13 protein-coding genes and 3 rRNA genes are annotated in these 20782 nt (G+C 66.8%); 3 read left to right on the top strand and 13 right to left on the bottom strand.

Annotated features, from left to right (window positions below; all coding sequences use genetic code 11):
* Positions 1-411 (top strand): hypothetical protein, encoded by a 411-nt coding sequence (locus tag ACTMO_RS0118625; RefSeq protein WP_019856191.1) that lies wholly within the window; start codon positions 1-3, stop codon positions 409-411.
* A gap of 55 nt (positions 412-466) precedes the next feature.
* Here ACTMO_RS0118625 and ACTMO_RS0118620 read toward each other — a convergent pair whose 3' ends face one another.
* The 7 genes from ACTMO_RS0118620 to ACTMO_RS0118590 form a co-directional block, all read right to left on the bottom strand.
* Positions 467-1438, bottom strand: a complete 972-nt coding sequence (locus ACTMO_RS0118620) for a mechanosensitive ion channel family protein (RefSeq protein WP_019856190.1) — start codon at positions 1436-1438, stop codon at positions 467-469.
* A 170-nt stretch (positions 1439-1608) separates the two neighbouring features.
* Positions 1609-1986 (bottom strand): fluoride efflux transporter FluC, encoded by a 378-nt coding sequence (locus ACTMO_RS0118615; RefSeq protein WP_019856189.1) that lies wholly within the window; start codon positions 1984-1986, stop codon positions 1609-1611.
* Positions 1983-2420, bottom strand: a complete 438-nt coding sequence (locus ACTMO_RS0118610) for a fluoride efflux transporter FluC (RefSeq protein WP_019856188.1) — start codon at positions 2418-2420, stop codon at positions 1983-1985. The genes ACTMO_RS0118615 and ACTMO_RS0118610 overlap by 4 nt, the downstream gene beginning before the upstream one ends.
* Positions 2421-2593: 173 nt before the next feature.
* Entirely contained in the window at positions 2594-3484 is an 891-nt protein-coding gene (locus ACTMO_RS0118605; protein ID WP_245556246.1) for a CPBP family intramembrane glutamic endopeptidase, read from the bottom strand.
* Positions 3485-3823: 339 nt separating this feature from the next.
* Positions 3824-3941, bottom strand: a 5S ribosomal RNA gene (rrf, locus tag ACTMO_RS0118600).
* 109 nt (positions 3942-4050) lie between these two features.
* A 23S ribosomal RNA gene (locus ACTMO_RS0118595) occupies positions 4051-7161 on the bottom strand.
* A 153-nt stretch (positions 7162-7314) separates the two neighbouring features.
* Positions 7315-8878: ribosomal RNA gene (locus ACTMO_RS0118590) — 16S ribosomal RNA — on the bottom strand.
* Together the 16S, 23S and 5S rRNA genes form the textbook arrangement of a ribosomal RNA operon.
* A gap of 901 nt (positions 8879-9779) precedes the next feature.
* Between ACTMO_RS0118590 and ACTMO_RS0118585 the strand changes: the two genes are divergently transcribed.
* On the top strand, positions 9780-11624 hold the full coding sequence (locus tag ACTMO_RS0118585) for an acyl-CoA dehydrogenase (protein ID WP_019856186.1): 1845 nt from the start codon (positions 9780-9782) through the stop codon (positions 11622-11624).
* A 105-nt stretch (positions 11625-11729) separates the two neighbouring features.
* On the opposite strand, the gene ACTMO_RS0118580 is transcribed toward ACTMO_RS0118585, so the two are convergent.
* From ACTMO_RS0118580 to ACTMO_RS0118555, 6 genes are all read right to left on the bottom strand, one after another.
* On the bottom strand, positions 11730-11912 hold the full coding sequence (locus ACTMO_RS0118580) for a hypothetical protein (protein WP_019856185.1): 183 nt from the start codon (positions 11910-11912) through the stop codon (positions 11730-11732).
* Positions 11913-12110: 198 nt separating this feature from the next.
* Positions 12111-14285, bottom strand: coding sequence for a VanW family protein (locus ACTMO_RS0118575; RefSeq protein WP_245556245.1), 2175 nt, complete (start codon positions 14283-14285; stop codon positions 12111-12113).
* Between the two features lie 263 nt (positions 14286-14548).
* Entirely contained in the window at positions 14549-14869 is a 321-nt protein-coding gene (locus ACTMO_RS0118570; protein WP_019856183.1) for a GroES family chaperonin, read from the bottom strand.
* A gap of 127 nt (positions 14870-14996) precedes the next feature.
* Positions 14997-16874 carry an NHL domain-containing thioredoxin family protein gene (locus ACTMO_RS0118565; protein ID WP_019856182.1) on the bottom strand — a complete coding sequence of 626 codons (1878 nt, stop codon included), beginning with the start codon at positions 16872-16874 and terminating at the stop codon, positions 14997-14999.
* 357 nt (positions 16875-17231) lie between these two features.
* Positions 17232-17435, bottom strand: coding sequence for a hypothetical protein (locus ACTMO_RS0118560; protein WP_019856181.1), 204 nt, complete (start codon positions 17433-17435; stop codon positions 17232-17234).
* 556 nt (positions 17436-17991) lie between these two features.
* Positions 17992-19269, bottom strand: a complete 1278-nt coding sequence (locus tag ACTMO_RS0118555) for an acetyl-CoA C-acetyltransferase (RefSeq protein ID WP_019856180.1) — start codon at positions 19267-19269, stop codon at positions 17992-17994.
* Positions 19270-19393: 124 nt separating this feature from the next.
* Between ACTMO_RS0118555 and ACTMO_RS0118550 the strand changes: the two genes are divergently transcribed.
* The gene (locus ACTMO_RS0118550; protein ID WP_019856179.1) at positions 19394-20734 is read left to right on the top strand and encodes a 3-oxoacyl-ACP reductase; all 1341 of its coding nucleotides are present in this window, start codon (positions 19394-19396) and stop codon (positions 20732-20734) included.
* The last annotated feature ends 48 nt before the right edge of the window (positions 20735-20782 follow it).

Here is a 20782-nt window from a genome sequence, read left to right as displayed (position 1 = left end):
ATGACAGAACCGGCGACGATCACGCCTTTCGGAAGGACCCACTGGGCCGTCATCGCGATCCTCGCGGTGGTGGGCCTGCTGCAACCGGCGCTGGGACTGCTCGGCGTCTACGGCCTGCTCGGCAGACCCTGGGGTCCGCTGCTCGTCGCCCTCGCGATCGCCGTCTGCTGGGTGGCGGTCGTGGTGGTGCGCCGGGTACCGCGCCCCCTGCCGACCCTCGTGCTCGTGGGAGGGATCTACGGGGTGCTGGCCGTGGTCCTCGAACAGGTCCTTCTCCTGTACACCGGCTACAGGACGCCATCCGGCGGCGCCATGGTCAGCGCCGTGCTGAGCAACCTCGTCTGGGGAGCGCTGCTCGGGCTGATCGCACTCGGCCTGATCCGGCTCAGGCAGTCCCGCCGGGGAGACTGATCCGGGCCTCGTGCGCCCCCGGAGGGAACGGGGGCGCCGGCCCTTCGGAGCGGTGTCAGCCCTGTTTGGTGACGCCGAGACCGTTGCCCGGCAACACCGGGTAGGCCACCCGCACTCCCTCGACATCGAAACGACTCTTGAGACGCCCACGCAGCGCACGCCCCAGCGCCCACTGCTCACCCGGCTTGACCTTGACGATGATACGCACGGTCACCGACCCGTTCCCGATGCCGATGACCCCGCTCAGATCCGGCTTCTCCAGAATCTTGGAACGGAACTCCTCCTCGGCGGCGAACTCGTCGATGGTCGTCTCGATCACACGTTCGGCGTGAGCGATGTCGACGCTGTAGTCCAGCGGGATCTCCACCACCGCGTTCGCCCAGTCCTGGTTCATGTTGCACACGCGCATGATCTCGCCGTTACGGACATACCACAGGCCGCCGTTGAGATCGCGGATCTTGGTGATGCGCAGGGTCACCGACTCCACGGTGCCGACCGCCTCCCCGACGTCGATGACGTCACCGACCCCGTACTGGTCCTCGACCATCATGAAGATCCCGGACAGGAAGTCCCGCACCAGACTCTGCGCCCCGAAACCGATCGCCAGACCGAGCACACCGGCGCTGGCGAGGATCGGACCGAGATTGATCCCGAACTCACCCAGGATCATCACGAAGGCCACCCCGAAGATGACCGAGGAGGCCACGCTGCGCAGCACCGAACCGACGGTCCGGGCGCGCTGCTGCTGGCGTTGCCCCGTGTGTTCGGCCTCGGTCGCCTGCCGGGTCACCAGGTTTCCGGCTTTGGCGGTGGCCTGGTTGATCCGCTGGTGCGACCTCACCATCCGCCGCACCCCGTGGGTGATCACCCGCCCCATCACGGCGCGGAACACCACGGCCACGAGCAGAATGATGAGAATGTTGACAAGGCCGGACACCAAGGCCCCGGAGTTCTCGGTGAACCAGTTCCCCACCGAGTCCACCACGTTCGTGGCGGCGGCCGCGGCGAGCGGCGTCGTGGAATTCACGGCATGGTGCACAGGACTACCTTCCTCGGACGACACAGCGGGTTCCGGTCGTTCCACGGGCGCGGACCCACGCGCTCCGTGCCGAACGACATTCACGATCAAGCGGCGTTCATCCTGTCAAGGACACCGGAAAGCCGCAAAGCACTCCCCTGAAAGAGTTAATGAGTGGACTACGTCCGCAGCAGAAAAACAACCCCCAGACCCAACACGGCAGCCACCACACCCCCGGAGACCGTCACCACGACGTTGCGCACCGCCATACCCCACCCCACCGAGGTGTACAACCGAACCGTGTCCTGACCAAACGTGGCGAACGTCGTCAACGCACCACACAGGCCGGAAACCAGCAAAGGTCGCAGCCAGGCCGGTCCGAGCCCGCTGAAGGCGGCCCACCCCGTGACCACCGCGACCAGGAACGACCCCAGCAGATTGACCACCAGCGTCCCCCACGGGAACGGGGAAGCGCACCACCGCCGTACCACGCCGTCCAGCCCGTACCGCGACAACGCACCACAGGCTCCGCCGAGGGCCACCAGCAACGCAGTCACGAACGCTCGACCTCCCCCGCGGTCGGCGTGGCCCGCCGCACGAACCTCCGTGCCAGACCGGCGCCACAGACCACCGCCGCGAGCGCCAGCACCACCGTGGCGAGCAGGTACACCAGCGCCCCCACCGGCCGTTGCGCGACCAACAACCCACCGGCGTCCACGAGATAGGCGGAGAAAGTGGTGAAACCACCCAACACGCCCACTCCGAGGAACGGGCGCACCAACCGGTGAACCGAGGACGTCTCCACCACCACCGTGAGTCCGCCGAGGAGCAGACATCCCACCACGTTCACCAACAACGTCGACCAGGGAAAACCCGCTTCACCCGACCACAGCGCGACCCCGTGACGAGCCAGCGCACCCAACGCGCCCCCCAGAGCCACCGCGAGGGCCGCCCACGGAAAACGCCATCGACCCACCGAGACCTCGGACACGACACACCTCCCCACCCGATGTCACTCAGGCAGGGACCGTTGGCGAACGAGTTCGCGGTTTCCTTCCGGCGAGCCCCACCGCCGGGGGACGTCGACGACGAACCACGACCAGCCTACCCCACCGAGCAGCGAAGACGCTGTGAACGAGGCCACCCGCGCGGGCTTTCCGCTCCTCACCCGGTGGGGGCGTCGGAAACCGGCCGGGGATGTACGACCGTTCCGTTCCCGCGGCGCCGGAACACCCCGAACGCCCCGATCAACAGCACCAGCAGCATCAGTGTCGTGAGCAGGCTGCCCTCCAACCCGAAGTCACCCCCGGTGAACAACGCGGACCCCTCGGGGGCCTGCCGGATGTCCAGCAGGGTCGCGGACAGGTCCAGTCCGGAGACCTCCGCGCCGTAGACATTGCCCTGGCACCAGTTCCACACCGCGTGGAAGGCGCACACCCCCCACAGGTTCCCCTCTGCCAAGGCCCAGAAGACCAACACCAGGGAGATCAGCACCAGGTTGACCAGCGGCACCAGCCCGAAACCGGTGTTGAACCCGTGCATCAGGGTGAACACCACGGTCTGGACCACGACAGCCGCGTACAAACCCCACTTCCGCCAGGTGACCTGCACCAGATAACCCCGGACCAGGACCTCCTCGGTGGTGGCCTGCACCACGAACCCACCCAACAGCGTGAGCAGCACCGCCACGCTCACCACCGTGACAGGCGGGGCCGTGCCCGGGACGAACTGTCCACTCACGAGGCCGACCAGTACCGGCACCGTCACGGCGACCACGGCGAGACCCGCCCCGAGTACGAGGGGGCGCCAGACCCGGCGGGTCGCCGTGAAACCGAGACTGCCGAAAGAACGGCGTTCCTTCGCGACCACCCACAACGCCAGAACCATCGTGCTGACCAGAAACCCTCCGGTCAGCACGAGCTGTTCGACGGGATCCAGGCTGAGGACTCCCATGGGAATCCCCGTTCCGGAAACGAGGAGAAACACGACCAGCGCCACCCCACTGGCCACCTGTCCCGCCAGAAAACAGAGCAGCAACACGGCAAAACCAGCCAACGGTCCCGTCGGCCTGCCTGCCCGGAGTATGCCGTAGGGCACCGAGTTCGGAACTGCCCCGGTGCCGGAACCAGATCCCGTGTACATCGACCAATCCGTGCTCGTGTCGGAAACGGCCTCCCATACGGAAGGACCTGTGATCGACACCAACGCTCTGTGTGGCTCGACGTCGACCGCGTTCCCTCCCGTCGGGAGACATCATTGTCTCATCACGGGAAAACCCTCACTGCTGGGGTTCTCACACCATGAATTACGCCCGACAGGGGCCGCGGACACAAAACGAAAAAACGGAGCAATGAAAAATCCCCCCTCGTGTGTGGGGGGGTGGGTGTGGTGGGGGGTCGGCGGTGTCCGTGGTTCCCGCACTCGTGGGGGTGCAGTAGGTCGGGCGCTGGAGGGCTTAGCTGCCGGGTTCGGGATGGGTCCGGGCGTGTCCCGCTCCGCTGTGGCCACCGACCCCGCCGCCACGGGGGGGCGGGGGCGTGTGTTGTATGGAGTTGTGGTGCCCCTTGTTGGGGGGTGGGTGGTTGAGGCTGTGTAGTGGTGGCGAGCGCGGGGGTGGGGTGTGGGTGTTCGTCGTTCGGCCGGTTAGTACCCGTCCACTGAGCACATTGCTGTGGGTGCATGTCGGGCCTATCGACCCAGTCGTCTGCTGGGGGCCTTATCCCCCCGGTGGGGGGTGGGAGACGTGGTCTTGGGGTGGGCTTCCCGCTTAGATGCTTTCAGCGGTTATCCGTGCCGAACGTAGCGAACCAGCCCTGCCCCTGGCGGGACAACTGGCAGACTAGAGGTTCGTCCGTCCCGGTCCTCTCGTACTGGGGACAGCTCCCCGCACGTCTCCGTGCGCGCGCGGCGGATAGGGACCGAACTGTCTCACGACGTTCTAAACCCAGCTCGCGTGCCGCTTTAATGGGCGAACAGCCCAACCCTTGGGACCGACTTCAGCCCCAGGATGCGACGAGCCGACATCGAGGTGCCAAACCATGCCGTCGATAGGGACTCTTGGGCAAGATCAGCCTGTTATCCCCGGGGTACCTGTTATCCGTTGAGCGACACCGCGTCCGCGTGCCGGTGCCGGATCACTAGTCCCTGCTTTCGCACCTGCTTGACCTGTCGGTCTCACAGTCAAGCTCCCTTGTGCACTTGCACTCGTCACCTGGTTTCCGTCCAGGCTGAGGGAACCGTTGGGCGCCTCCGTTACTGTTTGGGAGGCAACCGCCCCAGTTAAACTACCCACCAGGCACTGTCCCTGGTCCGGGTGACGGACCGAGGTTAGACGCCCACAACGACCAGAGTGGTATTTCACCAGCAACTCCGGCCACACTGGCGTGTGACCTTCCCAGTTTCCCACCTATCCTACACAAGCCGCCGCGGACGCCCATACCAAGCTGTAGTAAAGGTCCCGGGGTCTTTCCGTCCTGCCGCGCGAAACGAGCATCTTAACTCGTCGTGCAATTTCGTCGGGTCCGTGGTCGAGACAGCGCCCAAGTCGTTACGCCATTCGTGCAGGTCGGAACTTACCCGACAAGGAATTTCGCTACCTTAGGATGGTTATAGTTACCNCCGCCGTTTACCGGCGCTTCGGTTCGCCGCCACACCCCCTCGTGGGGGGTTCACGGCTCCCCTTAACGTTCCGGCACCGGGCAGGCGTCAGTCCGTATACCGCGTCTTACGACTTCGCACGGACCTGTGTTTTTAGTAAACAGTCGCTTGGGCCCATTCTCTGCGGCCGCTGCCAGCTCACCCCGCAGGGGGGGTCACCAGCGGCGGCTCCCCTTCTCCCGAAGTTACGGGGACATGTTGCCGAATTCCTTAACCACGGTTCGCCCGCTCGCCTCGGTATGCTCTACCAGACCACCTGTGTCGGTTTCGGGTACGGACCGCCCTCACACTCGCTAGAGGCTTTTCTCGGCAGCCGGGGCTTACCCACTTCGCCACACTGGCTCGGCCTCCGGTCTCACCGTCGACGCCGGCCCGGATTTGCCTGGGCCGGCCGGCTACACCGTTACCCCGGGAACCACCATCGCCCGGGTTGGGCTACCCTTCTGCGTCACCCCGTCGCTGACCAACACACCCACCACACACACCACCACCGGTCCAGCCGTGGTCTCGCGAACGAGACCGGGCCCACCGGTTGATGCTGGTGTCGTGGGGGCTGGTATGGGACGTGTCAAGGCGGGTACGGGAATATCAACCCGTTGTCCTGTCGACTACGCCTGTCGGCCTCGCCTTAGGATCCGACTCACCCAGGGCGGATCAGCCTGGCCCTGGAACCCTTGGTCATTCGGCGGGACAGATTCTCACTGTCCTAGCACTACTCATGCCTGCATTCTCACTCCCCCACACTCCACACCCCCTTACGGGGATGCTTCACCGCGGTGAGGGATGCTCCCCTACCCACCACCCCGCCAGGGGCGGTGCCACGGCTTCGGCGGTGTGCTTGCAAGCCCCGCTATATTATCGGCGCAGGATCACTTGACCAGTGAGCTGTTACGCACTCTTTCAAGGATGGCTGCTTCTAAGCCAACCTCCTGGTTGTCTCGGCGATCCCACATCCTTTTCCACTCAGCACACACTTGGGGGCCTTAGCCGGTGATCTGGGCTGTTTCCCTCTCGACCCTGGAGCTTGTCCCCCAGGGACTCACTGCCGCGCACTGCCTGACACCATTCGGAGTTTGGTTGACGTCAGTACCCGCACCGGGCCCTTCGCCATCCAGTCGCTCTACCAGCACCAGGCCTGTCACGACGCTGCACCTAAATGCATTTCGGGGAGAACCAGCTATCTCCGAGTTTGATTGGCCTTTCNCCCCTACCCGCAGCTCATCCCCCAGGTTTTCAACCCTGGTGGGTGCGGGCCTCCACACGGTCTTACCCGCGCTTCACCCTGGCCACGGGTAGCTCACTCGGTTTCGGGTCTAGAGCACGCGACTGTCCCGCCCTGTTCGGACTCGCTTTCGCTGCGGCTTCCCCTCACGGGTTAACCTCGCCACGCACCACTAACTCGCAGGCTCATTCTTCAAAAGGCACGCCATCACACCCCCGCACGGGGATGCTCTGACGGCTTGTGGGCGCACGGTTTCAGGAACTCTTTCACTCCCCTCCCGGGGTACTTTTCACCAGTCCCTCACGGTACACATCCACTATCGGTCACCAGACGTATTTAGGCTTACCAGGCGGTCCTGGCCGATTCACACGGGATTTCCCGGGCCCCGCGCTACTCGGGACATGCGTGCACGCCCACCCGACCGTGTTCACCTACGGGGGTCTCACCCACTGCGCCGGTGCCTTCCAACACCTTCGGCTCACCATCGGGCACACGCGCCTGCGCGGCAGCACAGACACCACACACTCCCACAACCCCGGGCACGCACCGTCTGCCGACTCGCCCACGCACCCGGTTTAGCCTGCTCCCCGTTCGCTCACCACTACTGAGGGAATCACTGTTTGTTTTCTCCTCCTGGAGGTACTGAGATGTTTCAGTTCCCCCCGTGCCTCCCGATGCCCTATACCACTGTTCAGGCACCGGTGACCGGGCATCACCCCGGCCGGGTTTCCCCATTCGGACACCCTGGGATCACAGCTCGGTTGACAGCTCCCCCAGGCCTATCGCGGCCTCCCACGTCCTTCTTCAGCGTCTGATGCCCAGGCATCCACCGTACGCCCCTGGACACGAAACCACACACCGACCACCACACGATGATCAGATGCTCGCCACCACTATACAGTTCTCAACCAGCCACCAGAGCCCACCACACGGGTGCGCCCCCAGAGAACCCAACAGTGCCCCACCACGCGTGCGTGTAACGCCCGCCTCAACAGGGTCTCCTTAGAAAGGAGGTGATCCAGCCGCACCTTCCGGTACGGCTACCTTGTTACGACTTCGTCCCAATCGCCAGTCCCACCTTCGACCACGCCCCCCCCGCAACCGGGTTGGACCATGGGCTTAGGGTGTTACCGACTTTCATGACGTGACGGGCGGTGTGTACAAGGCCCGGGAACGTATTCACCGCAGCACTGCTGATCTGCGATTACTAGCGACTCCGACTTCACAGGGTCGAGTTGCAGACCCCGATCCGAACTGAGACCGGCTTTCCGGGATTCGCTCCACCTCACGGTCTCGCCACCCTCTGTACCGGCCATTGTAGCATGTGTGAAGCCCTGGACATCAGGGGCATGATGACTTGACGTCGTCCCCGCCTTCCTCCGAGTTGACCCCGGCAGTCTCCCGCGAGTCCCCGGCCGCACCGCTGGCAACACGGGACAAGGGTTGCGCTCGTTACGGGACTTAACCCAACATCTCACGACACGAGCTGACGACAGCCATGCACCACCTGTACACCAGCCCCGAAAGGAAACCCCATCTCTGGAGCGATCCGGTGTATGTCAAACCCAGGTAAGGTTCTTCGCGTTGCATCGAATTAATCCACATGCTCCGCCGCTTGTGCGGGCCCCCGTCAATTCCTTTGAGTTTTAGCCTTGCGGCCGTACTCCCCAGGCGGGGCGCTTAATGCGTTAGCTACGGCACGGACACCATCACCCGGTCCCCACACCTAGCGCCCAACGTTTACAGCATGGACTACCAGGGTATCTAATCCTGTTCGCTCCCCATGCTTTCGCTCCTCAGCGTCAGGAACGGCCCAGCAAGCTGCCTTCGCCATCGGTGTTCCTCCTGATATCTGCGCATTTCACCGCTACACCAGGAATTCCGCTTGCCCCTACCGCCCTCGAGTCTGCCCGTATCGGCCGCACGTGCCCGGTTAAGCCGCACATTTCCACGACCGACGCGACAAACCGCCTACGAGCCCTTTACGCCCAGTAAATCCGGACAACGCTCGCGCCCTACGTATTACCGCGGCTGCTGGCACGTAGTTAGCCGGCGCTTCTTTAGCCCCTACCGTCACATTCGTCAGGGCCGAAAGGGGTTTACAACCCGAAGGCCGTCCTCCCCCACACGGCGTCGCTGCGTCAGGCTTCCGCCCATTGCGCAAAATTCCCCACTGCTGCCTCCCGTAGGAGTCTGGGCCGTGTCTCAGTCCCAGTGTGGCCGATCACCCTCTCAGGCCGGCTACCCGTCATCGCCTTGGTACGCCCTCACCGCACCAACAAGCTGATGGGCCGCGAGCCCCTCCCAGGCCGGAACCCCCCCTCACAGGAGAGAACCTTTCCCACACCCCCCATGCGGGGCATGCGAGCCATCCGGTATTAGCCCCAGTTTCCCAGGGTTATCCCCACGCCCAGGGCAGGTTACTCACGTGTTACTCNCCCGTCCGCCACTCCCACACCCCACCCACCCCCCAAAAAGAGGGGAAGGCACCCGGGGTGCGAGCGTTCGACTTGCATGTGTGAAGCGCGCCGTCAGCGTTCGTCCTGAGCCAGGATCAAACTCTCCAACAAACAACCAGAGAAAAAACCCCAGCAAAAACACTCACAACAACCACAAGACCCACAACACAGGCCCCACACGCACACACAACACGAGGCACTGTTGAATTCTCAAAGAACACACCCACCACCGTGGGCACACACCCGAAAACGGCCCTCACAACCGTTCCCGCATGTCCTCGTTGTCAACCACGCCCATCCTAGCACCCGGAATCAGCACCCCCCACCGGGGGGAACCCACACCACCACAGCCCCACAACAGGCCACGGCAGCACACCAAGCACCACGATGTGACGCGATTCCTCTCAAACACCCAACACCACACGACCCACCACGAACCACACCCGAATCCGAACAAACCCGAACTCACCGTGGTCCCCAGCAGGCCCCGCCGTGCTGACAACAAACACTTTACACCCCACCCAACACCATCCAAACAGGGGGTCACCTCCCCAAAAAAACAGCAGGACAGAACAGAAAACCCCGCCCGCGAGCGCGGAGGCGAGGTCACTGCTCCCCCTTGCCCCCCTTGCGCGCGTGCGCAGGGACCGCGCGCGGTGACGAGGTGGCCCCGATTTTGCCTAAAACTGGCCCACCACGGCCCGTCCCTCGGCCTCGCGCGCGGGGAGCACCGAAAGCCACCGTCTTGTGAAGATCCCGGGCGCTCAGCGCTCTCGATCCGGCCTCGACCGCGACCCGGGCGCGCAGGTTCCGCTCGTCCACGACAGCCTCCCCGAGCCGCCCCCTTCGAGCGCGGAGACGACGGCGCGGGAGCCCGATGCGCCGCGTGGTTTCCGCTCGGCAGCACTGTTTTCTTGGCACAAGTTACCGATAGGTAATATACTTGGGTTACCGATGAGTAAGGGCGTGGTGCTTGGCCCGCCCGCACGATTCAGCACGAGGGAGCCACGCCATGGGCCACTACAAGAGCAACATCCGCGACCTCGAATTCAACCTCTTCGAGCTGTTCGAAGTGCAGAAGTACCTGGGCACCGGAGTTTTCGAACAAGCCGACGAGGACTCAGCTCGCGGCGTGCTCACCGAACTGAACACTCTCGCCACCGGGCCGCTGGCCGAATCCTTCGAGGAAGGGGACCGGAACCCGGCCCACTTCGACCCGAAGACGCATTCGGTCACCCTGCCCGAAGGGTTCAAACAGTCCTACCGGCAGGTCATGGAAGGCGAGTGGTGGCGCCTCGGCCTGCCGGACGAGCTGGGTGGCTACGGCATCCCGCCCTCCGTCCAGTGGGCCGCCGCCGAACTGATGCTCGGCTCCAACCCGGCCATCTTCATGTACATGGCCGGCCCGAGCTTCGCCACCATCCTCTGGAACAACGGCACCGAGCAGCAGCGCCGCTGGGCCGAGCTCATGATCGACCGCGGCTGGGGCGCGACCATGGTGCTGACCGAACCCGACGCGGGTTCCGACGTCGGCGCGGGCCGCACCAAGGCCGTCAAGCAGGAGGACGGAAGCTGGCACCTCGAAGGGGTCAAGCGCTTCATCACCTCGGCCGACCAGGACATGACCGAGAACATCATGCACCTGGTGCTCGCCCGCCCCGAAGGACCGGGAATCGAGCCCAAGCCGGGCACCAAGGGGCTGAGCCTGTTCCTCGTGCCGAAGTACCGCTTCGACGACGAGACCGGCGAGCCCGGCGAGCGCAACGGCGCCTTCGTGACCAACGTCGAACACAAGATGGGACTCAACGCCTCGGCCACCTGCGAACTGACCTTCGGCCAGCACGGCACCCCCGCCAAGGGCTGGCTGCTCGGTGAGGTGCACGACGGCATCGCCCAGATGTTCCAGGTGATCGAGTACGCGCGGATGATGGTGGGCACCAAGGCCATCGGCACCCTGTCCACCGGTTACCTGAACGCGCTGGAGTACGCCAAGGAGCGCGTGCAGAGCGCCGACATGACCCGGGCCGCGGACAAGACCGCCCCGCGCGTGACCATCACCCACCACCCGGACGTGCGCCGCATCCTGATGCTGCAGAAGGCCTACGCGGAAGGACTCCGCGCGGTCTACTGCTACACCTCCACCTACCAGGACCGCATCGCCCAGGCCAAGGCCTCCGGCGAGGACGCCACCCTCTACGACCAGGTGAACGACCTGCTGCTGCCCATCGTCAAGGGCGTGGGCTCGGAGCGGGCCTACGAGATGCTCACGCTGTCGCTGCAGACCCTCGGCGGTTCGGGATACCTGCAGGACTACCCGATCGAGCAGTACATCCGCGACGCCAAGATCGACAGCCTCTACGAGGGCACCACGGCGATCCAGGCCCAGGACTTCTTCTTCCGCAAGATCGTGAAGAACAACGGGCAGGCGATCGGTCACGTCGCCAACGAGATCCAGCAGACCCTGGGCGCCTCCGACGCCGACGACCGGCTGAAGGAGGAGCGGGAGCTGCTCAGCCAGGCCCTGGACGACGCCCAGGCCATGCTCGGCACGATGATCGGGTTCGCCACCTCCGCCCAGGAGGACCTCACCGAGATCTACAAGGTCGGCCAGCAGGCGGTGACGTTGCTGATGAGCATGGGCGACCTGGTGATCGGGTGGCTGCTGCTGCGTCAGGCCGAGCAGGCACTGCGTTCCCTGGACAAGGGCGTCTCCGGCAGGGACGAGGCGTTCTACAACGGCAAGGTGGCCGTGGCCCGCTTCTTCGCCAAGAACGTGCTGCCGGAGCTGTCCGCCAAGCGCAGGATCGTCGAGTCCACGGACAATTCCCTGATGGAGGTCGACGAGTCCGCGTTCTGAGCGGTCCCCCCGACGACTCCTGCCGGACGTCAACGCCGCCCCTTCCCGGAGCACCGGGGAGGGGCGGCGTTCTGCTTCCGGGACCGTGCCCGGCCCACGGGGCGTTCAGGGCAGCACGAGCACCTTCAACGCCTCCCGGCCGGGCATCGCCTCGTAGGCGGCGGGAACACCGTCCGGATCCGTCCGCCGGTCGAACACCCGCCCGGAGTCGACCCGGCCGTGGAGCACGTCGACGAGCGGCTCGGGGACGTAGGACCTGGCCGGGCACACACCACCGGCCAGCCCCATGTCGCGCTCGAAGGCCTCCGATCGTTCCCACGCGGGAGCCGCCTCCGGTTCCGGGGGCGTGGTGGACCCTCCCCACCCCGGCGGCGGCTCCCACGGCGGAGACCGTCGGTGCGGCACCGTGCGGAACGAGGCGGCGCCCCGGTCCCGACACGGACGGGGACGAAAGGGATCCGACGGCGGTTTCCGGGTGGGCCCTCGCTACTGCTCGGCGTCCTCCGCGCACTTCACGATCGGCTGGGCCTCGTAGACCGTCTTCTGTTTGGTCCGGGTGACCTCACCGGTCTTCAGGTTCTTACGAATCCTGGTGTCGTGCACCGTGAAGCCCTTCTTCCCCTCGGTGGGGATGCACTCCTCCCCGGCGGGGATCACTTTCTTCTCGGGCTCGACCACATCGGTCTTGTCGCTGGTCTTGGACTTGACCTCGTACTGCTTGGTTCCCCAGAAGGTGACCGTGATCGAATCCGGGGTCCAGTTGGTGGTGATCAGGATCCCGCTGTCGGAGACGTTCTTGAACTTGACGTCGATGACGCTGGTGCCGTCCGGGCGCTGGAAGACCGTGGCCTCCCGGCCCATCGGGTAGCGGCTGATGTAGTAGCTGTGCGCGGAGTGCTCGACGTCCTTCATCCCCGCGAAGTAGGAGGCGTTGTACAGCGTCGTCGCGAACTGGGAGATACCGCCGCCCACCGCCTCGGAGGGTCGACCGTTCTTGATGATGCCCGAGGCGATGTAGCCCTGTTCCTTCTGGCGGGTTCCGGTGTGACCGTTGAGACTGAACGTCTCCCCCGGTTTGACGAGCGCCCCGTCGACCTCCTCGGCGACCCTGCGGATGTTCACCCCGGAGTCCTTGCTGAACCCTCCCGTGGTGAAGGTGCTCACCTTCTCCTTGATCCCGAGGGACTCGGCCTGCTCGGTGGTCAGTTCCGCCGGGACGTCCTTGTAGACCGCCTCGACCGTGTCCGAGCCGGACTCGGTCAGCTTCTCGTCCAACGGGGCGAGGGTCTTCTTCCAGTCGACCGCCCGCCCCTTCTCCGAGGGCTGGACCACCGGTTTGCCGTCCTCGAACTCGAAGGAGGCGCTCTCGGCCTCCTTCAGGGTCGACTTCAGCTGCGGCCGGGCCACCTCCTCGACACTGGGAATGTCCAGGTGCCACTTCAACCCGCCCGAGTCGTTCGGCTCGAAGCGGAGCGCGGCGGCGATGTCGGTCGGGGAGAGCGTGGCCTGCACCCCGTCGCCGTTGATGGTCACCGGCCCGGAGACGGCGGGCTTGGCCACGTTCTCCATGGCCCGGCGCACACCGTCCCGGGTGGTGCTGACCTCCTGGGTGGTGAAGGGCAGCTCCACCGGATCCGTGCTCGCCCACTCGCGGACGACCACGTCCATCGCCCTGTCGATGTTCACGTCCCGTCCGGTCACGGGATAGACCGCGACGGGTTCGGCGCCGTCGAACCGCACGGTTCCCTCCACGGGGTCGCGGTGCAGGTCGGAACGCGCCGCCTCCAGCTCCGCGCGGAGTTTCTCGCGGTCCACGTTGCTCACCGGAGGAACCTCGCGGGACACGAAGAAGGAGGTCAGCCGGGTTATCGGGTTGAGCGGCTGGGATCCCGCCCGGTCTAGGGTCGCCTCCCAGTCCATCGACAGTCCGGCCGCCTTCGGGTCGATGCTGCTGCTGACCTTGCCGACCCGCAGCTCGACGGGTTCGCTCAGCCCGGAGTCCAGTTCCGAACGCAGCTTGCGTTCGGCGGCGGCCCGGTCGAGCCCGCCGACGTCGACCCCGGCCACCGTGGTCCCTCTGGGCACCGCGCCGCTGCTGAAGGCCAGGTCCCCGAGGTAGAGCAGCACGAGCACTCCGAGGGTGAATCCGGCGGTCACCAGGGTGCGTAACAGCACCTTGCGGTTCCCCCGGCCTCCTCCCGAGGAAGCGGCTCCGTCCCCGCCGTTCCGGGGAGCCCAGGCCATGCCGAAGGGAGGTTCCCCGGCGCGGTCACCGGCGGAGCCGTCGTGCGGGCCACCCGGCCACTCGGCGGGCGTGTGCTCGGGCAGGGACTGGGTGGCCATCGACACCGGCGCACCGGACAGCGGTTCGTTCACCACCGGGATGGACTCGGTGCGTTCGCCGTCCTGCTCCTCGACGACGGCGGGGATGACGTCGGTACGCTCACCGTCGGCCTCGGAGACGGATCCGGTCGGCACGTCGAGGGACCGCGTGGAGTCGGACTCCCCCTCGGCCGGGGCGGCCCCGTCGAGCCGCGGCGGTTCCATGCGGGGATCGGTGGACCGTTCCGAGAGTTCGGTGTGCTCCTGGGCACCCCGCTCGTCCCTCCCGGACTGGGCGGAGACCGTCGTCCCCTCGTCCTCGGCGGGCCCGGAAGCCACGCCGTCACTGAGATCACCGGAAAGGAAACGGATACGTTCGGTGGGTTCTTCCGCTCGCCGATCCCGATCAGCTTCGGGACGTTCGTGGTCTTCCGGCACCGCGTCCTCTTCTCCTCGGTCGTGCGGTGGGGTCGGCGACGAGCAGCAGCCAGCCGACCACCATCACCGGTACAGCCCGGCTGCTGGGGCATTCCACTGCTTTCCGAGCCGATCCTACGTGCGGCGGGCCGCACGCCGGCCGCATCGAACCGGGCGCACCTCGCTCAAAGGTACAGGCCCGTGCCCTGCTCGGTTCTCTCGGAGGCCACGGCGTGCAGATCACGCTCGCGAAGGACGACGTAGATCTCTCCCTGGACCTCGACCTCGTACTGCTCCTCGGGGTTGAACAGCACCTGGTCGCCGGCCTGGACACTCCGCACGTGACTGCCCACGCCGAAGACCTCTCCCCACAGCAGCCTCTTGGCCACCTGGGCGGTCGCCGGGATGACGATGCCGCCGCTACTGCGACGTTCACCGGACTCTTCGGAGACCCGGACCATGACCCGGTCATGCAGCATCTGGATCTCAAGCTTGGCATCGGTCACCCGGAAAGTTTACGCGTTCCGTCGAGTCCGTCCGGAACGCAGGGCCGAACCGTGCCCAGCGCATGGGACCCCGGCCTCCCGAAGGAAGCCGGGGTCGACGGACTCGCCACGATGTGACTCCGGACGGTCACCCCGCGTCCATGCCACCCATCACCAGTGGGAGCCTGGCTGCCCCCTCCGGGGTGAGGCGGATCGGAACACCCCAGTCCTGCCTGGTCAACCGACAGGCCGGGTGTTCCACCGCGGAGTCGTCGTCGCAGCTGGCTGCCTGGGCCACCACGTGCAGCACTCCGTGCTCGAACCCCTCGGCCAGCACCAGCCTCCTGGTGAGCTCGGTGCCGTCGCCCTCTCCGGACACCAGCAGTCCCTCGGGGGAGGAACTGACCTCCAGGCGGGTGGAGGGACCGTAGCGCTCGTCCAGTTTCTGCCCCGGCGGGGGTTGGAACACCACGGCCAGTTCCACCTCTCCCGGAGCGATCTCGGTGGCCGGGCGGCTCACACGGTGGGCGGCTCCCTCGACCAGTTGGGCGGTCACCCCGGGAGGAACCGGACGCTCCAGGCGGTGCGCGGTACTGGCCACCACCACGAGTTCCCCCTCCACCGTGATCGCCCCGGAGGGTTCGGCGACCTCTCTCGCCAGGGTGGACATCACCCCGGCCTCCGGATCGTAGCGTCGAACGGCCCCGTTGTAGGTGTCGCAGACCGCCACGGTGCCGTCGGGCAGCATCGCCACCCCGAGGGGATGCTGCAACAGTGCTTCCGCTGCCGGCCCGTCGGCGTGCCCGAAGTCGAACAGCCCCCTGCCCACGGCGGTGTGCACCTCGAAACCCTCTGCTCCGGGTCGTATCCAGCGCAGCGCCGAGGTCTCCGCGTCGACGAGCCAGAGGCGGGGCTCGCCCCGCTCCTCGGCGGCCTCGTCCACCGCGAGCCCGGAGGTCTGGGCGAAGAAGGCCTCCTCGAGAGGCCCGTCGCGCAGTCCCTCCACCGTGGTTCCGGCGAACCCGGCGACGGTCCCCGCGACGGGGTCGAACAGGCCGAGGGTGTGGTTACCGGCCATCGCGATCACCACCCCACCGGCCGGTTCCCACCAGGCCACGTCCCAGGGGCTGGTCAGCGCGGTCTCCACGGCGGGTCCGCCCCGGGCCTCGTCGCGCCACTGCGCCCCGGTGCCCGCCACGGTGGTGACCGCGCCGTCGGCCAACCGCACTCCGCGCAGCAGGTGGTTGACCGTGTCCGCCACGACCACGTCGTAGCCCACCCGCTCGGCGACGTGCTGGGGCAGCAGGGTCATTCCGCCGGGTTCCCGGAAGGAGGCCGTCTCCGGGTCTCCGTCGGCGGCTCCGCGGGTACCGCTGCCGATGCGGCGCAGCGGGGTCTCCCCGTCGGGGGCGAACTCCACCAGGGAGTGGTGCGCCGAGTCGGCCACCAGCACGGTGCCGCCTTCGAGACCGAGCACCTTGCTCGGGTAGCGCAGGGTGGTGTCCGCCTGTCTGGGGGGCACGCGGGGACCACCGCCCCGGTGCAACGTGCCGCGACCCTCGTGTTCGGTCACCAGCTCGGAGATGATCCTGCGCAGCGCCTCGACGTGCCCTTCACCGGCGGCTTCGTGCACCACGTAGCCCTCGGGGTCGATCACCACCAGCGTCGGCCACGCCTTCACCGCGTAGTCGCGCCAGGTGGCCAGTTCCGGATCGTCCAGCACCGGGTGGTCGACCTCGTAGCGTTCGACGGCGGCGGCGAGCGCCTCGGGGTCGGCCTCGTGCTCGAACTTGGGGGAGTGCACCCCGATGGTGACCAGCTCCTCGGCGAACTCGCGTTCCAGCGGCCGCAGTTCGTCGAGCACGTGCAGGCAGTTGACGCAGCAGAACGCCCAGAAGTCCAGCAGCACCACTTTGCCGCGCAACTCGGACAGTCGCAGCGGCTCGCCGCCGGTGTTCAACCATCCGCGTCCGGTCGGTTCCGGTGCGCGCACCCGGGCGCGCTTGGGCTTGTGCTCGCTACTCACACTCCGAGTCAACAACACCTCCGCCGGAGGGTGTTCCCGGCACCCGGGCGAGGAGGGTCACCTCTTCCCCGGCACGGAACCTCTCTCGGGTGCCGACGCTCGGTGTGCTCCTCGACCCCGCCCCGGAGGAGCACCGTTTTCCGGGAACGGACGTGAGGCCGCGGGAGGGTTTCCGCGACGCGTTCATCCAGGGTTCCGGGAAAAGGGAATTCGAAAAAGTTCTCAGGAGATTCTCGGCGATTTCTCAGCGAGGAGGGCGTGCACCGACGTGGCGTGCTCCAGCACCGTGGAGCACGGCACGTCCCCGTTCGGCGAACAAACCCCGCCCGACCGCACACCGCTTCGGCGGGGCTCTGTTCAGCGGCCTTCGGAGCGGGTCGAGTCCCCGTCGGCGCCCGCCGTCGCCTCCACGAGGTCCCCGGCGGAACGGGAGTTCTCGTGTCCGGCCGTCTCCGGAGGAACACGGGTTCCCTCGGGAGAAACCCGGCGATCACTCATGTAGAACATGCTCGCCGCGAGAACGGGCAGTAGCGCCCCCATCATCACGATCGCGGTGTTCATGGTGCCTCTCCTTAGAGCTGTCCGAGACCGACAGTGACTTCTTGATCACTTTCGGTGACAACGCTGGGGCTGCGACACCACCCCGCCGTACGGGGGATGCCGGTTATCGGACTCGTCGCTGTCGCGACGAAGAGACACCTCGTCCTATGGCGTGGAAACCACCCGTCGGGCGAGGGAGTTTCGAGGAGGTCCACCCGCCGAACGGCGAGCGGACGAAGGGTTTGGCGAACTCCGCGATGCTGCCAGGTCGGGGGTCCGACAGCATCGCGGAGTCACCCCGTTCATCGTGCCTGTACACCAAAGCGTTACACCTTCGACATGATGTGATCCGTCCCACATCTCAATGTCGATGTGCAACGCCGGTCACGCCGCTTTCGAACATACGTCACCGCGCGCGCCGGAGCACGTCCGGAGAGTAATCCGAAGTGGTGAAAACCTGCGTCGCGCCGGCGGTGGGAGCGAAACGACCCGGGACGAACGGCACCGTCCGGAACGGAAACCTCCCAGGGGGACCGTGACGCCGCGGGCGGGCCCCACCCGCGGCACGTCCTCCCGCTCACCTACCGACGATCGCGGTGATCCCCTGTCCTCCGGCGGCGCAGATCGACACCAGCCCGCGCCCGGAACCGCGTTCGGACAGCAGCTTGGCCAGCGTGGCCACGATCCGGCCGCCCGTGGCCGCGAAGGGGTGTCCGGCCGCCAGTGAGGAACCCACCACGTTCAGCCGATCGGTGTCCAGCTCCCCCAGCGGCTCGGACCTGCCGAGCCTGCGGGAACAGAACTCGGGATCCTTCCACGCCTCGATCGTGCACAGCACCTGGGCCGCGAAGGCCTCATGGACCTCGTAGAAGTCGAAGTGGTCGAGTGTGAGCCCGGCACGGTCCAGCAGCCTCGGCACCGCGTAGACCGGAGCCATCAACAGCCCCTCGTCACCACTGACGTAGTCCACGGCCTCGGTGGCGAAGTCCTCCAGATAGGCGAGCACGGGCAGCCGGTGGTGGGCGGCCCACTCCTCGCTGGCCAGCAGCACCGTGGCGGCACCGTCCGACAACGGGGTCGAGTTGCCCGCGGTCATGGTGGCCTGCTCACCACTGCCGAAAACGGGTTTGAGCTTGGCCAACTTCTCCGGAGTGGAGTCGGGACGCAGGTTCTGGTCCCGGGACAGCCCCTGGAACGGGGTGAGCAGGTCGTCGAAGAAACCCCGTTCGTAGGCCGCGGCGAGCCGCTGGTGACTGCGGGCGGCCAACTCGTCCTGGGCGGCCCGGCTCACCTGCCAGCACGCGGCGGTCTTCGCCGCGTGCTCGCCCATGGACAGCCCGGTGCGCGGCTCGGCGTTGCGCGGTATTCCCGGTATCACGTGCCGCGGACGCACCCCGGCCAGCGCCCGCAGGCGACCACCGAGGGTTCTGGCGTGGTTGGCGCGCAGCAGCACGCGGCGCAGCTCGTCGTTGAGCTCTATCGGCGCGTCGCTGGCCGAGTCCACCCCACCGGCGATACCGGACTCGATCTGCCCGAGCGCGATCTTGTTGGCGATCGAGACCACCGTCTCCAGACCGGTCGCGCAGGCCATCTGCACGTCGTGCGCCGGGGTGCGCGGATCGAGTCCGGAGCCCAACACCACCTCCCGGGCGAGGTTGAAGTCGCGACTGTGCTTGAGCACCGCGCCCGCCGCGAACTCACCGACCCTGCTTCCGGAGAGCCCGTACCTGGCCAGCAGGCCGTCGAGCGCCGCGGTGAGCATGTCCTGGTTGGACGCGTGCGCGTACGGCCCTCCCGAACGGGCGAACGGGATCCGGTTCCCTCCGACGATGACGACCCGGCGAGTTGTGGACATACCCGACTCCTTGGCACGGCTGGTCGACGAACTGCGGCACCCAACGGGTGCTGGCTAGCAACTTAACCTACCGACGGGTAGCTTATGCGTCGAGTACTGGACCACGCGCGTTGAGGAGTTCGTGATGGCGGATCCGTACAGCAAGCTCGTCACCTCCCGATTCGGACGGCAACTGACCGCCCGGCTCGGGCTGCCCACCCCCACCCCGTTGCGCAGGTACCAGCCGGGGGACCCCGTGGTGCCCGGCCCCGTGCTCACCGGGGCGGCCGAGGGATCCCGCCTCGGGGAGAGCATCGCCGAAACCCTCCGCGGAGTGCACGCCGAGGTGCATCACACATCCGGGGAGGACACCCGTTACGCCGCGCTGGTCTTCGACGCCACCGGCATCACGAGCAGCCCCGAGCTCGGACAACTGCACGACTTCTTCTCCCCCGTCATCCGGCGAACCGAGCGCTGTGCCCGGCTGATCGTGCTCGGCACCCCGCCCGAGGAGATCACCGACCCCGCCGAGCGGACCGCGCAACGCGCGCTGGAGGGCTTCGTGCGCACGGCGGGCAAGGAACTCCGGGGCGGAGCCACCGCACAGCTGGTCCACGTCTCCCGTGGCGGGGAACAGGCGGTGGACTCCACGCTGCGGTTCCTGCTGTCCGCCAAGTCGGCGTTCGTCTCCGGCCAGGTCATCCGTGTGGGAGCCACCCGAGCCCGCAGGCCCGAGGACGAACAGCACCCGCTGCGCGGCAGAACGGCCCTGGTCACCGGAGCCTCCCGGGGGATAGGGGCCTCGATCGCCGAGACACTCGCCCGCGACGGGGCCCACGTGGTGTGCCTGGACGTCCCCGCCCAGGGCGAGGACCTGGCGAAGGTGGCCAACCGGATCGGCGGCTCGGCACTGCAACTCGACATCACCGGGGAGAACGCGCCGCGACAGCTGATCGACCACGTCACCGAACGGCACGACGGGCTCGACGTCGTGGTGCACAACGCGGGCATCACCCGGGACAAGACCATCGGCCGGATGAGCCGGGACAAGTGGGACGCGGTGCTGTCGGTCAACCTCACCGCCCAGGAACGGATCAACAACGCGCTGCTGGAGGACTCCTCCCCGCTGCGCGCGGGCGGCAGGCTCGTCGGCGTGGCCTCGATCAGCGGCATCGCGGGCAACGTGGGACAGGCCAACTACGCCACCTCCAAGGCCGGAGTCATCGGTCACGTGCAGGCGATGGCCGAACGGGCCGCCGAACGGGGCGTGACGATCAACGCGGTCGCCCCCGGATTCATCGAAACCGCCATGACCGCCGCCGTCCCGCTAGCGATCCGGGAGGCCGGACGCAGGATGAACAGCCTCTCCCAGGGCGGGCTGCCCGTGGACGTGGCCGAGACCATCGCCTTCTACGCCAACCCCGGCTCCGACGGGGTGAACGGCAACGTCATCCGCGTGTGCGGACAGAGCCTGCTCGGGGCGTGAACCAGCCCCGCCGAACCGAGGTCCCCCACCCCCGAGGAAAGGCAGAAC

The organism is Actinopolyspora mortivallis DSM 44261 (assembly GCF_000384035.1).
Taxonomy (GTDB): domain Bacteria; phylum Actinomycetota; class Actinomycetes; order Mycobacteriales; family Pseudonocardiaceae; genus Actinopolyspora; species Actinopolyspora mortivallis.
This window is presented reverse-complemented; position numbering and strand designations above follow the sequence as displayed.

What these genes read in the sequence shown, in the direction of transcription:
- ACTMO_RS0118625 (WP_019856191.1), top strand. Translation starts at nt 1, where the DNA reads ATGACAGAACCGGCGACGATCACGCCTTTCGGAAGGACCCACTGGGCC.
- ACTMO_RS0118560 (WP_019856181.1), bottom strand. Translation starts at nt 17,435, where the DNA reads ATGAACACCGCGATCGTGATGATGGGGGCGCTACTGCCCGTTCTCGCG.
- ACTMO_RS0118585 (WP_019856186.1), top strand. Translation starts at nt 9,780, where the DNA reads ATGGGCCACTACAAGAGCAACATCCGCGACCTCGAATTCAACCTCTTC.
- ACTMO_RS0118580 (WP_019856185.1), bottom strand. Translation starts at nt 11,912, where the DNA reads ATGGGGCTGGCCGGTGGTGTGTGCCCGGCCAGGTCCTACGTCCCCGAG.
- ACTMO_RS0118550 (WP_019856179.1), top strand. Translation starts at nt 19,394, where the DNA reads ATGGCGGATCCGTACAGCAAGCTCGTCACCTCCCGATTCGGACGGCAA.
- ACTMO_RS0118555 (WP_019856180.1), bottom strand. Translation starts at nt 19,269, where the DNA reads ATGTCCACAACTCGCCGGGTCGTCATCGTCGGAGGGAACCGGATCCCG.